We start from the raw sequence: 13,560 nt of genomic DNA on the forward strand, positions 1-13,560 counted from the left end.
GGCCCCGCGGCGATCACCGGTGACGCCACCGGCTATCGGCTGGATCCCTCGGCGGTCGACCTGGACATCCTCCGGTTCGTCGAGCTGCTCGCTGAGGGACGTGCCCATGTCGCGAGCGGCGAGTTCACCGCGGCGGAGCCGCTCCTCACCGACGCGCTGGCTCTGTGGCGCGGTGCGCCGTACCCGGAGTGGCACGAACCACCCTCTGTCCGCGGCGTCGCAGCCCACCTCGAGGAGCTCCGACTGGGTGGCACCGAGGATCTCGCGGAGACGCTCGCCGGACTGCAGCGCCATCAGCAGGCACTCGGATACCTCCAGGGCCTCGTCGACGCCCATCCCACTCGTGAGCACGCGTGGGCCTTGCTGGCCGAGTCTCATCTCGCCCTCGGCGAGCGCCGACGTGCCCGGATGGCTCTCGACAGTGCGCGGCGGGCGCTCGCCGAGCACGGCGTCGACCTCGGCTCGGAACTGCGCGCGGTCCGAGACCTGCTGCACTCCAGCCTTGCCGTCCCCTCCCCTCGCACTGCCGAGCCGACGGGCGCAGGTGACGGTCTCGTCGGGAGGGAGGCCGTGCTCGCCCAGGCGCGCACGGCCGTCGAGGCGGCACTGGCGACCTCGGAACCGGTCGCCGTCGTGGTCGCCGGCGAGCCGGGCATCGGCAAGACCGCCCTTCTGGAGCACATCGGGACCGCGATCACGGGTCGCGGCGGGCGGAGCCCCGCGGTGGCCCGGGTAGCATGCGACCGCCGTCTCACGACGCCGTACGCCTCCTTCGACGCGCTGTTGCGCCAGTTCGGCGACGTGGATCCCGACTCCGCCGCAATCGAGGCGCTGACCGGCGGCAAGGCGGCGGTCAGCAGTGATCGCCACGGCCTCGCGGCCGAAGTCGCGACGTTCCTGGAGCGGATCGCGACCGCCACCGACGGCCTGGTACTCCTGCTGGAGGATCTGCACTGGGCCAGCGCGGAGGTGCTGGAGACCGTGCTCGAGCTGCTCGCCCGGCACCGCCCGGTGCCTCTCGCCCTCGTCGCGAGCCTTCGGGACACTGCCGACATCACCGAGCCGGGCAGCGACCGCCAGGCGCTGCTGACCGAGCTACGCCGCCGGGCACGGCCGTTCATCCCGCTCCAGGGACTCGACGAGGCCGCGATCGAACAGATGCTCGGCGTCGACACGACGCAGGCGCGGACGGCCCAGCGGCTCACCGGTGGCAATCCCCTGTACCTGCAGCACCTGACTCGGAGCCCGGATGGCGACTTCGTGTCCTCGGGCAGTCTCGATGAGGCACTCGACGAGACGATCGACTCGATCCCGGTCGAGGTGCTCACCGTGCTGGAGACGGCCGCGGCGATCGGCACCAGCTTCGACGACCGCGTCCTCACCAGCGCAGCCGCCCACCCGCCGCTGGGCATCGATGCCGCCACCGTGGCCGAGGCACTCCAGATCGCCCGCCAGGCCCGACTTATGGCGGCGCGGGACGACGCCGAGCCGCACACTGTCTCCTTTACCCACATCCTGGTCCGGGACCGGCTCTACCACCGCACCCCGGTGCGGGACCGGCGCCAGGCGCACGCACTCATCCTGCGCGCGCTCGTACGAAGACCGGGCCGCGAGCGGCCGACCCCCGATCTGTTGGCACACCACGCGCGTGAAGGGTGGCCACTGTGCCCCACCTCCGAGGCCGTGGGTCGTCTCCTGACGGCTGGCGAGGCCGCCAATCGACACCTCGGCTTCGCCCACGCCGAGCGTCTCTTCCGGGAGGCGCTCGACATCGTCGCGATGGACCCCGCCTTCGACGAGCCGGCCACCCTCGCCACGCTCCTCGCTGCCAGTGGCGCCGCCGCGACCGCCGCCGGGAACCTGAACGCCGCCCGGCAGTCGTTCACCGAACTGGTCGAGCTCGGCGACCTGACGGCTGACCCGGTCGCGAGCCTGCGAGGAGCTCTCGGCATGGTTCGGACCTACGCCAACGCGTCACTCGACTGGCCGGTGCTCGAGCAGCTGACCCGTGCGCTGGAGGACGCGGTGACGGTGGCCGATCCCCCACTCGACCTGCTCGCCGAGGCCCTGGCTGCCCTGTTCATCTACCGGCCTGACGCGGCCTCGGAACTGCGAGACCGAATCGCGGTGGTCGCCCCGGCGCAACGGACCGCGCTCTACGCCCGGACCTGGGACCTGGAGCCGGTGGACCAGGCCCTCATCGTCGCGCGCACGCTCGACGAGGCGCCCGATGCCGACCGCCTCAGCAGCCGGGTGCGTCGCTGGGCCAGTGAAGTCGCCGCCGGCGAGCGCGACCTGCTGACCCCGCCCGGGCCGATCTGGTCGCTGGAAGGCGAGCCGCTGGCGCACTGGGAGGCGGACTGCTGGCAGATCACGACCACGATGGCGACGGGCGACTTCGGTCGAGCGCTGCGGCTGCTCGATGCGATGCAGGCCCGCCTCGGCGAGGCACGCGACGGCGGGACGGACATCGGGCTGGGCGCGACCGATGCCGCGATGCAGGCAGCAGCGGCGCTGGGGCAGCGCAGTTGGATCGCGATGCAGCGCGGAGACTGGCCCACTCTCGCCCAGTTGGCCGAGCGCAACAAGCCGACCTACACCCTACGGCGTCCGCTGCAGCGAATGGTCGGTGCGCTCAGCCAGGTGATGCTCGGCAACGGCGCTCAGGCATGGGAGGCGGTCGACGCGCTCCTCGACGACCTCGACGCCGGTCGCCTTCCCGCCAGCCGGCTGCTTGCCACGCTCGTCGCCCTCGGCAACGCCAGCCTGTGGCTCGGTCACGATCGGGGCATGACGACGGTGCGCGCAGCCCTCGAGTCCGTGCGCGGCCAGCACGTGCTGTTCTACGTGCTGCAGTACTGGGGCGCCACCGAGCACCAACTCGGCAAGCTCGCCGCATGCCTGGGCGACCTCGACGTCGCCGTAGAGGATCTGCGTGCCGGCTTGGCCGCACATGAGCGCTCGGGGGCGCGCCCGCTGCAGGTGCAGAGTCAGCGCTACCTCGCATCGGTGCTGTGGCACCGCGGCAGCAAGGGCGACCGCGCCGAGGCGGCCGACTTGCGGCACCAGGTTGTCGACGCCGCCACGGCGCTGGGCATGGCCGGCATCGCGGCCTCGCCCTGGCCGCCGCCGGCGCCGATCGACGGCCCTTGAGCCAGCCGGTGATCCGCGTGTGACGCGTTTCGTGACCGCGGCGTGAGGGCCGGCAGGGTGGCCTTTTCTACGGTGCTGATCATGCGCTTCGACGTGTTGGGACCGCTGCGGGTCACCGGGCCTGATGGACCCGTCCCGATTCCCCGAGGACGTACGGCGGCCACCGTGTGCTGGCTGGTCGCGAATATGAACGAGCGGGTCTCCTTCGCCGGCCTTGCCGACGTCCTGTGGTCGGACCCGCCCATCGATGCCGCCGCCAAGGCCGGCGGCATCGTGCGCACACTGCAACCACTGCTCGGTCCCGCGTTGGAGGTCGGCCGCTACGCCGTCCTACGGCTCTCGCCCGGCGACATCGACAGCGTCCGCTTCGAACGGCTCCTCGACGCAGCCTTCGACAAGCTCGACCGTGGCGAGCACCTCTCTGTGGAAGATGACCTGGTGGAAGCGCTCCGGTGGTGGCGCGGCAGCCCGTATCCGGAGTTGGACAGGGCCCTGCCCGTGATGGGCCTGGTCGACCGGCTCGAGGAGCTACGCCTCCGCGCCGAGGAGGAGTTGGGCGCATTGGCGATGCGCGGCCAGGTCGACTATCCGCACGTGGCCCGGTTGCGCTCGTTGACCATCCGCCACCCTGACCGACTCCGCTTCCATCACCAGCTCGCCCAGGCGCTCTATCGCTGCGGCCGCCAGATCGAGGCGCTCCAGGAGCTCGCCGGCCTCCGTGCCCGCGGTTGCTGCGACGCGCGCACCCTGGCTCTCTCCTCCGCCATTCTCCAGCAGGCCGCGGCGCTGGCCGAAGGGGAGTTCCGGTGACCGCCTACGACGCACGAGGCCACGAACGGCGAAGCCGCCGAGGACCGTGGTACATGATCGGTACATCGGCGGCCTATGAGCCGCTGTTTGCGCAGGTCGGCGGCCTGCAGTGACTTACAGGTTGATCATGTGGCCGGCGATGCCGTGGATGGCCTCCTTGACCGCCTCCGACAGGGTCGGGTGGGCGAACACGTTGCGGGCGATCTCGTCCGCGGTGAGGTCCCACTGCTGGGCGAGGGTCAGCGCCGGCAGCTGCTCGGTCACGTCCGGGCCGATCATGTGGGCACCGAGGAGCTCGTTGTGCTCCGCGTCGGCCACGATCTTGACGAAGCCGACCGCTTCCCCCAAGCCCTGGGCCTTGCCGTTGGCGGAGAACGGGAAGGAGGCGACCTTGACGTCGTACCCCTTGTCCCTGGCCTGCTGCTCGGTGTAGCCGAAGGAGGCGATCTGCGGCTGGCAGTAGGTCGCCCGCGGGATCATGTCGAAGTTGATCTCCATGGTCTCCGCGCCCGCGATGGTCTCGGCGGCGACGATGCCCATCGCCTCGGCGACATGGGCGAGCATGAACTTGCCGGTGCAGTCGCCGATCGCGTAGACGCCCTCGACGTTGGTACGGCCACGGCCGTCCACGGCGATCGCCTTGCGCTCGGTCAGCGCGACGCCGATGTTCTCCAGGCCGTAGCCCTCGACACGCGGGGCGAAGCCGAAGGCGGCCAGGAACTTGTCGGCCTCGAGCACCTGCTCCTCGCCGCCCGCCGCCGGGGCGATCGTGACACGGACGCCGGAGCCGGTGTCCTCGGCGCCCTTGACCGCGGTCGAGGTGAGCACGGTGACGCCGAGCTTCTTGTAGTGACGCGCGAGCTCCTTGGAGACGTCGGCGTCCTCGGTGGGCACCATCCGGTCGAGGAACTCGATGACGGTCACGTCGACGCCGAAGTTCTTCAGCACGTAGGCGAACTCGACGCCGATCGCGCCCGAGCCACCGATGATGATCGACTTCGGCAGCTCGGCGTCGAGGATCTGCTCCTCGTAGGTGACGATGTTCTTGCCGTTGGGCGTCACGCCCGGGACGCTGCGCACGGTGGCGCCGGTGGCGATGATCAGATTGTCGAAGGTGTACGACGCGGTCGCGCCGTCATGACCCTTCACGTCGATCGACTTCGGGCCGGTCAGCGTGCCCCAGCCGTCGATCTCGGTGATCTTGTTCTTCTTCATCAGGTAGTGGACGCCCTTGACGATCCCGGCGCTGACCTGGCGGGAGCGCGCGTGGGTAGGACCGAAGGACATCGTGGCGTCGCCCTCGATGCCGAACTTCTCCTTCTCGTGGGTCAGCACGTGAGCGAGCTCGGCGTTCTTCAGCAGGGCCTTGGAGGGGATGCAGCCGACGTTGAGGCACACACCGCCCCAGTACTTGTCTTCCACGACGGCCACGGACTTGCCCAGCTGGGCGGCTCGAATGGCGGCGACGTAGCCACCGGGGCCAGCGCCGAGGACGAGGACATCGAAGTGGGTCACGAGGAAAGCGTAGACCGGAGCCTGCGCTCGACCACTGTCGCGTTCGACACTGGCGAGTAACCGGCGCCGGACCTCAGGCACCGCGGCTGAGAACCTCGTCGGCAGGCAGCGGCCAGACGTCCTCGTCGGTCGCCAGATGGATCACCTCCAAAGGCACGGCCGCCTCCCGGCAGGCGTCGTAGACGGCGGCCGCGGTGTCGCGGTCGACGATCGTGGGCCCACCACGGCCGGGGCGACAGATCAGCAGGGCGACCCGGCCGCCGGGCAGGAGCTCATCGAGCAGGCCGCGCCACAGGCGGGCCGCCTGAGCGACCTCCTCGGGCGGCAGCTGGGGTGGCAGGTCCTCGAACTCACCGAGCTGGCGCAGCGGATGGTCGTCGGGCCCGACGAGCGCGAACCACCAGGCGCGCCGCGACCAGCCCAACGGCTGCATCAGGGTGCGCCACAGCTGCTCGACGTCGGCCTGGGTGCGGAGGATGGGGGTGAGGGATGTGTTCGTCATGGAGCCACCGTCTGCCGGGTCGACCGCTCTCGCAAACGGCTCTCCACAGGGCTCTCGATCCAGGCCGGTTTCCCTCCACAAGCGACCTTCCGACGTCGGTTCTCCACAGTGCCGACGGTGGGGCCTGCAGGACGAGCCAGACCCGGCCACCGTGGATCTATGACCACGAGAACGATGACATCACCACGGTTGATCACGTATGACCACGAAGATCACCGTCAGCTCGCCGCACGCTGCGGCCACCTCGATGTCGTGGACGTGCACGTCGTCCTGCATGCCCGGCTGCACCGGCATGCCGTGGTGACCGCCGACCCCGATGACACCTGCACGCGGTCGACCCGCGACTTCCGCTCATCGTGGACTGACGCCCTATCGTCGGCGTCATGACCGACACCGCACCGACGCCGTACGAACTCGCCCAGCAGGCCGCCGCCAGGCTGGCCGAGCTGACCGGAGTCGAGCACCACGACGTCGCGCTGGTGCTCGGCAGCGGCTGGCTGCCCGCCGTCGACGCGCTCGGCGAGGCGCAGGCGGAGATCGAGACCACCGAACTGCCCGGCTTCTCCGCCGCCGCGGTGGCCGGCCACAGCGGGAAGATCCGCAGCGTCCGGGCCGGCGAGCGGAACCTGCTGGTCTTCCTCAGCCGGACCCACTACTACGAGGGCCGCGGCATCGCCGCCGTCGTGCACCCGGTGCGCACCGCCGCCGCGGCCGGCTGCCGTGCCATCGTGTTGACCAACGGCTGCGGCGGCCTCAAGCCGACCTGGTCTCCCGGCACCCCGGTCCTGATCAGCGACCACATCAACCTCACCGGCGCCAGCCCGCTCTCCGGCGCCAACTTCGTCGACCTCACCGACCTCTACAGCCCGCGCCTGCGCGCCCGCGCGAGGGAGCTGGACCCGAGCCTGGACGAGGGCGTCTACGTGCAGTTCCCCGGGCCGCACTACGAGACCCCGGCCGAGGTGCGGATGGCCGGCATCATCGGCGGCAGCCTGGTCGGCATGAGTACGACGCTGGAGGCCATCGCCGCCCGCGAGGCGGGCATGGAGGTGCTCGGCATCAGCCTGGTCACCAACCTCGCCGCCGGCATCAGCGACCAGCCGCTCAACCACGCCGAGGTGCTGGAGGCCGGCCGAGCCGCGGCCAGCCGGATGGGCGACCTGCTCTCGCGGATCGTCCCGGAGATCTAGGCCAGCCGACGGATCAGCCCGGCTCGACCACCGGCCATCATCCGGGCGTGATTCCAGCGCAGCAGCGGCCTGGCCAGCGCTGCCAGCGGCGCGAGCGCGCCCCGCACCGTCACCTCCTGTTCGAGGAGCATCTCCGTACCCGTCGGCACCGGCGTCAGCTCCCAGCGCACCCAGCCGTGCAGGTGGCCGTCAACGGCCACCTCGACCGCCGGCAGCTCGCGGCTGACCGCGTGCAGGACCAGGTCCAGCGTGTAGGGCAGGGTCGAGCGGCACAGCACACGGGCGTCGTCCGGGCCGAGCGAGGCCACCGCGACCACCTGCGGCCACCACTGCGGATAGCTCTCCAGGTCGAGCAGCACGTCGCGGATCGCCTCCGGCGGCGCCGGCACCGACCAGGTCTCGCGGAAGCGATAGCGGGCACTCATGCCCCCATCCTGCCGGGATAGCGTGAGGCCATGGATCTGCTCGTGGCCGCCCAGGCCTGGCTCGCCGAGGACCCCGACCCCGTCACCCGCGCGGAGCTGGCCGCGCTGATCGAGGCCGGCGATACGGCCGAGCTGACCGATCGGTTCAACGGCACCCTCCAGTTCGGTACGGCGGGGCTGCGCGGCGCGCTCGGCGCCGGCCCCAACCGGATGAACCGGGTGGTCGTGACCCGGGCCGCGGCGGGTCTGGCGGCGTACCTGCGCGAGACCGGGGCCAGTGGACCGGTCGTGATCGGCTACGACGCCCGGCACAACTCCGACGTGTTCGCCCGCGACACCGCCGAGGTGATGAGCGGCGCCGGCTTCGAGGCACTGCTGCTCCCCCGCCCGCTGCCCACGCCCGTGCTCGCCTTCGCGATCCGTGACCAGGGCGCGGCCGCCGGCGTGATGGTGACCGCGAGCCACAACCCTCCGCAGGACAACGGCTACAAGGTCTACCTGGGCGACGGCTCGCAGATCGTGTCGCCGGCCGACGCCGAGATCTCGGCGCGGATCGCCGCGGTGGGCGCGCTCGCCGACGTGCCACGGGGCAGCGCCGGCAGGGTGCTCGGCGAGGACCTGGTCGACCGCTACCTCACCGCCGCGGGCGGCGTGGTCGCCGACGGCCCCCGGGATCTGGCGCTGGTCTACACGCCGCTGCACGGGGTCGGCGGCACGCTGGTCCTCGACGTACTCCGTGCCGCGGGCTTCCCCGCGCCCGCGGTGGTGAGCGCGCAGGCGGCGCCCGACGCGGACTTCCCGACGGTGGCGTTCCCCAATCCCGAGGAGCCGGGCGCGATGGACCTGGCACTCGCCCTGGCCGCCGACACCGGCGCCGACCTCGTCGTCGCCAACGACCCGGACGCCGACAGGTGCGCGGCCGCGATCCCGTCCGCGAACGGCTGGCGGATGCTGCGCGGCGACGAGGTGGGTGCGCTCCTGGGTCATGCCCTGCTCGCCCGCGGCGTCACCGGCACGTACGCCGCCAGCATCGTCTCCTCCTCGCTGCTGGGGAAGCTCGCCGCGGCGGCCGGACAGCGCTACGAGGAGACGCTGACGGGGTTCAAGTGGATCAGTCGGGTGGAGGGGCTGGTCTACGGGTACGAGGAGGCGCTCGGCTACTGCGTCGACCCCGCGCACGTGCGCGACAAGGACGGCATCTCGGCGCTGCTGCTGCTGTGCGACCTCGCGGCCCGGGAGAAGTCCGCCGGGCGGACCCTGCAAGACACGCTGGACGACCTCGCCCGCGCCCACGGCCTGCACGCCACCGACCAACTCTCGGTGCGCGTCACCGACCTGGCCGACATCGACCGGGCGATGGACCGACTGCGCGCCACCTCGCCGACCGCGCTGGGCGGCCTCGCCGTCGAGCAGGTCGACGACCTCGCGCTGGGCTCGCCGGCGCTGCCGCCGACCGAGGGACTGCGCTACCGCCTCGCCGACGGTGCACGCGTCGTGGTGCGCCCCAGCGGCACCGAGCCCAAGCTCAAGTGCTACCTGGAGGTGGTGGAGCCGGTGAGCGACAACGTCGAGGCCGCGCGCGCGGCGGCGGGCGACCGGCTCGCCGCGATCCGTGCCGATCTGGCGGCGGCGACCGGTCTCTAGGAGCTCAGCGGAACAGCGTCACCACGAAGACGACCAGCACGACCAGCGCGACCACGATCTCCGGCCACGCCCAGGTCCGCCGTACCCCTGCCGCCAACTCGCGCTGCGCGGGCGAGCCGATCGTGACGCCGGCCCGCTCCCGGGCGGCGTCCATCCGGGCGTGGGTCTGGTCCTCGACCAGGTCGGCGTAGATCTTGGCCGGGTTGCGCGGCGGTCGTCGGACGGTACGACGCAGCGAGCGACCGACCGCCGGCGAGACCAGCCGCCGATCGCCCACGGTGACCTCGAAGAGACGCCCCACCCGCATCTCGGAGATCGCCGCCAGCGGGACGGTGAGGTCGGAGAACATCCGCCGGTAGATCAGGTCGTCATGACTGGTGCCGATCCTCGGCCGGAGCAGCGAGACGTGGGCCAGCACCGCGAACAACACGATCCCGGCCACGGCCGCGGCATCGGCGCCCTCGACCACGCACACCACCGCCGCCACGGCGCACAGCGCCAGCGTCACCGCACCGCCGACCCGGCCGCTCGCCTCGAACCACTCCACCTGCTGCTCCATGGTCTGGCCACCCTATGCTGAGCGAGTGAGTGCAGCAGACATCGCCGGGATCATCGACCACACCCTGCTCAAGCCGGAGGCGACCCGCGCCGATGTGGCCGCCCTGGTCGCCGAGGCGGCCGAGCTGGGGACGTACTCGGTCTGCGTGTCACCCTCGATGCTGCCGCTCCAGGTCCCCGACGGGCTCAAGCTCGCCGTCGTGTGCGGCTTCCCCAGCGGCAAGCACACCTCGGCGGTCAAGGCCGCGGAGGCGGCCGAGGCGGTGGCCAACGGCGCGGACGAGGTCGACATGGTGATCGACATCGGCGCCGCCCGCGAGCACCGGTACGACGACGTGCGGGCCGACATCGCCGCCGTCCGCGCCGCGATCCCGGCCCCCACCGTGCTGAAGGTGATCATCGAGTCGGCGGTGCTCAGCGACGAGGAGATCGTCGGCGTGTGTCGGGCCGCGGTGGCAGCCGGCGCGGACTTCGTGAAGACCTCCACCGGCTTCCACCCGGCCGGCGGTGCGACCGAGCACGCGGTGCGGCTGATGCGCGAGACGGTCGGTCCGGACCTGGGGGTCAAGGCGTCCGGCGGCGTACGCACCCTGGAGCAGGCCCGCGCCATGGTCGCGGCCGGCGCCACCCGGCTCGGTGTCTCCGGCTCCCGGGCGCTCCTGGCCGGAGAGGCCACCACCGGCTACTGATCCCTCGCCGACGCCGGGCCACTCGAGCGGAGGGGCCCGGCCGGTTTCGCCGGCCGGGCCGCCCTGCCGCAGAATGAGCCCGTGCCAGCCCGTGTCATCGTCCTCGCCGGGCCGTCGGGGGCGGGCAAGTCGCGGCTGAGCCGTCGGCTCGGGCTGCCGGTGCTGCGCCTCGACGACTTCTACAAGGACGGCGGCGACCCGACGCTGCCGCACCTCACCCACGGCCCCAACACCGGGCTGGTCGACTGGGACGACCCCGCCTCGTGGCTGGAGACAGACGCACTGCGCGCGATCGAGGAGCTGTGCGTCACCGGCACCGCCCAGGTGCCGGTCTACGACATCGCGCACGACGGTCGCATCGGCATGCAGACACTCGCGCTGGGCGGCGCCGACGCGTTCGTGGCGGAGGGGATCTTCGCCCAGGAGATCGTCGCCGACTGCGAGCGAGCCGGCCACCTGCTGGCGGCGTACTGCGTCACCCAACGACCCGTCGTCACGTTCTGGCGACGCCTGGTCCGCGACCTGCGCGAGCGCCGCAAGCCGCCCGCCGTGCTGCTGCGCCGCGGGCTGACGCTCATGCATGGCCAGCGCCGGGTGGTGGCGGACGCCGCGAGCAAGGGCTGTCGGGTCGCCCACCCGCACACCGCCTACGCCGAGCTGCGCGCGCTGCTGCGCGTCGCCGAGCCGGCGATCCCCGCCGGCCTGCGACAGCCCGACGACTACTCCTGCGGCGCCACCTGCGTGGTGGTGGCGCGGATGCTGCGCGATCCCGGCTACGCCGCCACCGTGGCCGACGACTTCGCCGCGACCGTGCTGGCGACGCACCGCACCTTCCATGGCTGGCCCCGCCGGCTCGGCACGGCGTTCTGGTCGGTGGCCCACCATCTCCGCCAGACCGAGGGAGTGCGCTACACGCTCCGGATGGCCTACCTGCGACCGGGACGGGCCTTCGACCGGCTGCACGCGGCCGCCGCCCGCGGCCTCCTCGCCGGCCTCTACGTCGGCACCGGCCTGCTGCCCAAGCACGTCACGCTGGTGATCGGCATCGCGGGCGCCGACATCCGAGTCTTCGATCCCGGCGACGGGTCGGTGCGCACCGTCTCCCGCGAGCAGTTCACCCGGCACCGGACCGGCCTGGGCGGCTGGCCGCGGGCCTGGTCGACGGTGGTGCCGATCGGCTGACCGCATGCCGAGGGCATGTCGACGACACGTCGCACCTCGGGCCGCCGAGGCGGCCTACGCCGGCTGAGCGATCTCGGCGTACCGCCGCTTGACCAGGTGGATCAGCTCCACCCGCTCGTCGTAGGGCAGGAACGCCGACTTCATCGCGTTGACGGTGAACCGCTCCAGCTCGGCCAGCCCGTAGCCGAACGCCTCGACCAGGCCCCACAGCTCCTCGGTCATCGAGGTGCGCGACATCAGCCTGTTGTCGGTGTTGACCGTGACCCGGAAGCCGAGCCTGCTCAGCAGGCCGATCGGGTGCTCGGCGATCGAGGAGGCGGCCCCGGTCTGGACGTTGGAGCGTGGACAGATCTCCAGCGGGATCCGCCGATCGCGCACGTACGCCGCCAGCCGCCCCAGCCTCGGTGCGCCGTCGGGGCCGACGGTGATGTCCTCGGCGATCCGGACACCGTGGCCGAGCCGGTCGGCGCCACACGGGTGCACCGCCTCCCAGATCGACGGCAGGCCGAAGCCCTCGCCGGCGTGGATGGTGAAGCGCATGTTCTCCGCGGCCAGCAGCTCGAACGCGGCCAGGAAGCGCGTGGGCGGGTAGCCGGCTTCGGGGCCGGCGATGTCGAAGCCCGCCACGCCGCGGTCGCGCCAGTCGACCGCGAGCCGGGCGATCTCGGAGGCGCGGGCGGCCTGCCGCATCGCGGTGAGGAGCTGGCGCACCACGATGCCGGTCGACGCCATCCCCTCGGCGAAGCCGCGCTGCACCGCCGCCACGACCTCCTCGAGCTCCAGACCGCCGTCGACGTGGAGCTCGGGCGCGTAGCGGACCTCGGCGTACACCACGCCGTCGGCGGCGAGATCCTCGACCGCCTCGCGGGCGACCCGGGTGATCGCGTCGGCGGTCTGCATCACCGCGCCGGTGTGGGAGAACGTCTCCAGGTAGCGCTCCAGCGACCCCGAGTCGGCGCTCTCGGCGAACCAGTCGGCCAGCGCCTCCGGGGTCGCCGCCGGCAGCGCGTGGCCGATCTCGGCGGCCAGGTCGAGGATGGTGGCCGGCCGCAGCCCGCCGTCGAGGTGGTCGTGCAGCAGGACCTTGGGGGCCAGCTGCACCTGGGCGCGGGTGGTCATCGGTCGATCCGATCCAGGACGAGAGGGGCGGGGGTGTAGGTCGTACCGACCTCGTAGGCATCCTCGAGCGCCTCCAGGGCACGGGGGAAGCGCTCCGGGGTGTCGGTGTGCAGGGTGAACAGCGGCGCGCCGGCGGTGACGACGTCACCGGGCCGGGCGTGCCAGACCACGCCGGCGCCGGCCTGCACCGGGTCCTCCTTGCGCTCGCGGCCGGCGCCGAGCCGCCACGCGGCCAGCCCGACCGCCATCGCGTCCAGCCGGGTCAGCACGCCCGAGGACGGCGCCGTGACGACGTGGGACTCTCGGGCCGTGGGCAGCGGCGCCGACGGGTCGCCGCCCTGGGCCGCGATCATCCGGCGCCAGACGTCCATCGCGGAGCCGTCGCGGAGCCGCTGCTCGGGGTCGGCGTCGACGCCGGCGCCGCGCAGCATATCCCGGGCCAGCGCGAGGGTCAGCTCGACCACGTCGGCCGGGCCGCCGCCGGCCAGCACCTCGACCGACTCGGCCACCTCCAGCGCATTGCCGGCGGTCAGACCGAGCGGCGTGGACATGTCGGTCAGCAGCGCGACCGTGTCGACGCCGGCATCGGTGCCGAGATCGACCATCGTCCGGGCCAGCTCCTGCGCGTCGGCCAGCGACTTCATGAAGGCGCCGGTGCCGACCTTCACATCGAGCACCAGCGCGCCGGTGCCCTCGGCGATCTTCTTGCTCATGATCGAGGAGGCGATCAAGGGGATCGCCTCGACCGTGCCGGTCACGTCGCGCAGCGCGTA

At 72.2% G+C, this 13,560-nt stretch carries 12 protein-coding genes; 6 read left to right on the forward strand and 6 right to left on the reverse strand.

The features are described 5' to 3' along the window. Together VHA72_RS00650 and VHA72_RS00655 are read left to right on the forward strand one after the other, a co-directional pair. Positions 1–3,153 (forward strand): ATP-binding protein (locus tag VHA72_RS00650; protein WP_325572510.1); only part of this gene is annotated, 3,153 nt, incomplete at its 5' end. A gap of 81 nt (positions 3,154–3,234) precedes the next feature. After that, positions 3,235–3,963, forward strand: coding sequence for an AfsR/SARP family transcriptional regulator (locus tag VHA72_RS00655; RefSeq protein WP_325572511.1), 729 nt, complete (start codon positions 3,235–3,237; stop codon positions 3,961–3,963). A 114-nt stretch (positions 3,964–4,077) separates the two neighbouring features. On the opposite strand, the gene lpdA is transcribed toward VHA72_RS00655, so the two are convergent. Together lpdA and VHA72_RS00665 are read right to left on the reverse strand one after the other, a co-directional pair. Continuing rightward, positions 4,078–5,478 (reverse strand): dihydrolipoyl dehydrogenase, encoded by a 1,401-nt coding sequence (lpdA, locus tag VHA72_RS00660; protein ID WP_325572512.1) that lies wholly within the window; start codon positions 5,476–5,478, stop codon positions 4,078–4,080. A 73-nt stretch (positions 5,479–5,551) separates the two neighbouring features. Continuing rightward, entirely contained in the window at positions 5,552–5,980 is a 429-nt protein-coding gene (locus VHA72_RS00665) for a hypothetical protein (RefSeq protein ID WP_325572513.1), read from the reverse strand. A gap of 383 nt (positions 5,981–6,363) precedes the next feature. On the opposite strand from VHA72_RS00665, the gene VHA72_RS00670 reads away from it, so the two are divergent. Then, positions 6,364–7,170, forward strand: a complete 807-nt coding sequence (locus tag VHA72_RS00670) for a purine-nucleoside phosphorylase (RefSeq protein WP_325572514.1) — start codon at positions 6,364–6,366, stop codon at positions 7,168–7,170. Here the strand turns inward: VHA72_RS00670 and VHA72_RS00675 are convergent. Further along, positions 7,167–7,595: an SRPBCC family protein gene (locus VHA72_RS00675; protein ID WP_325572515.1), complete on the reverse strand. Its 429-nt coding sequence runs from the start codon at positions 7,593–7,595 to the stop codon at positions 7,167–7,169. The genes VHA72_RS00670 and VHA72_RS00675 overlap by 4 nt on opposite strands. Positions 7,596–7,625: 30 nt before the next feature. Here VHA72_RS00675 and VHA72_RS00680 point away from each other — a divergent pair, with 30 nt between their 5' ends. After that, positions 7,626–9,239, forward strand: a complete 1,614-nt coding sequence (locus VHA72_RS00680) for a phospho-sugar mutase (RefSeq protein WP_325572516.1) — start codon at positions 7,626–7,628, stop codon at positions 9,237–9,239. A 4-nt stretch (positions 9,240–9,243) separates the two neighbouring features. Here the strand turns inward: VHA72_RS00680 and VHA72_RS00685 are convergent, their stop codons facing one another. Then, the gene (locus VHA72_RS00685) at positions 9,244–9,798 is read right to left on the reverse strand and encodes a hypothetical protein (RefSeq protein ID WP_325572517.1); all 555 of its coding nucleotides are present in this window, start codon (positions 9,796–9,798) and stop codon (positions 9,244–9,246) included. Positions 9,799–9,823: 25 nt separating this feature from the next. Between VHA72_RS00685 and deoC the strand changes: the two genes are divergently transcribed. Together deoC and VHA72_RS00695 are read left to right on the forward strand one after the other, a co-directional pair. Beyond that, on the forward strand, positions 9,824–10,486 hold the full coding sequence (gene deoC, locus VHA72_RS00690) for a deoxyribose-phosphate aldolase (protein WP_414689734.1): 663 nt from the start codon (positions 9,824–9,826) through the stop codon (positions 10,484–10,486). Between the two features lie 81 nt (positions 10,487–10,567). Beyond that, positions 10,568–11,668 (forward strand): hypothetical protein, encoded by a 1,101-nt coding sequence (locus VHA72_RS00695; protein ID WP_325572519.1) that lies wholly within the window; start codon positions 10,568–10,570, stop codon positions 11,666–11,668. Positions 11,669–11,722: 54 nt separating this feature from the next. Here the strand turns inward: VHA72_RS00695 and VHA72_RS00700 are convergent, their stop codons facing one another. Together VHA72_RS00700 and VHA72_RS00705 are read right to left on the reverse strand one after the other, a co-directional pair. Beyond that, entirely contained in the window at positions 11,723–12,787 is a 1,065-nt protein-coding gene (locus tag VHA72_RS00700) for an adenosine deaminase (RefSeq protein WP_325572520.1), read from the reverse strand. Next, positions 12,784–13,560: thymidine phosphorylase (locus VHA72_RS00705; RefSeq protein WP_325572521.1), on the reverse strand; the 777-nt coding region annotated here is incomplete at its 5' end. The genes VHA72_RS00700 and VHA72_RS00705, both read right to left, overlap by 4 nt.

The organism is Nocardioides sp. (genome assembly GCF_035547795.1).
Taxonomy (GTDB): Bacteria; Actinomycetota; Actinomycetes; order Propionibacteriales; family Nocardioidaceae; genus Nocardioides.

Coding starts and splice junctions, on each gene's coding strand:
- VHA72_RS00655 (WP_325572511.1), top strand. CDS start 3,235: ATGCGCTTCGACGTGTTGGGACCGCTGCGGGTCACCGGGCCTGATGGA.
- VHA72_RS00685 (WP_325572517.1), bottom strand. CDS start 9,798: ATGGAGCAGCAGGTGGAGTGGTTCGAGGCGAGCGGCCGGGTCGGCGGT.
- VHA72_RS00670 (WP_325572514.1), top strand. CDS start 6,364: ATGACCGACACCGCACCGACGCCGTACGAACTCGCCCAGCAGGCCGCC.
- VHA72_RS00680 (WP_325572516.1), top strand. CDS start 7,626: ATGGATCTGCTCGTGGCCGCCCAGGCCTGGCTCGCCGAGGACCCCGAC.
- VHA72_RS00675 (WP_325572515.1), bottom strand. CDS start 7,595: ATGAGTGCCCGCTATCGCTTCCGCGAGACCTGGTCGGTGCCGGCGCCG.
- VHA72_RS00700 (WP_325572520.1), bottom strand. CDS start 12,787: ATGACCACCCGCGCCCAGGTGCAGCTGGCCCCCAAGGTCCTGCTGCAC.
- VHA72_RS00665 (WP_325572513.1), bottom strand. CDS start 5,980: ATGACGAACACATCCCTCACCCCCATCCTCCGCACCCAGGCCGACGTC.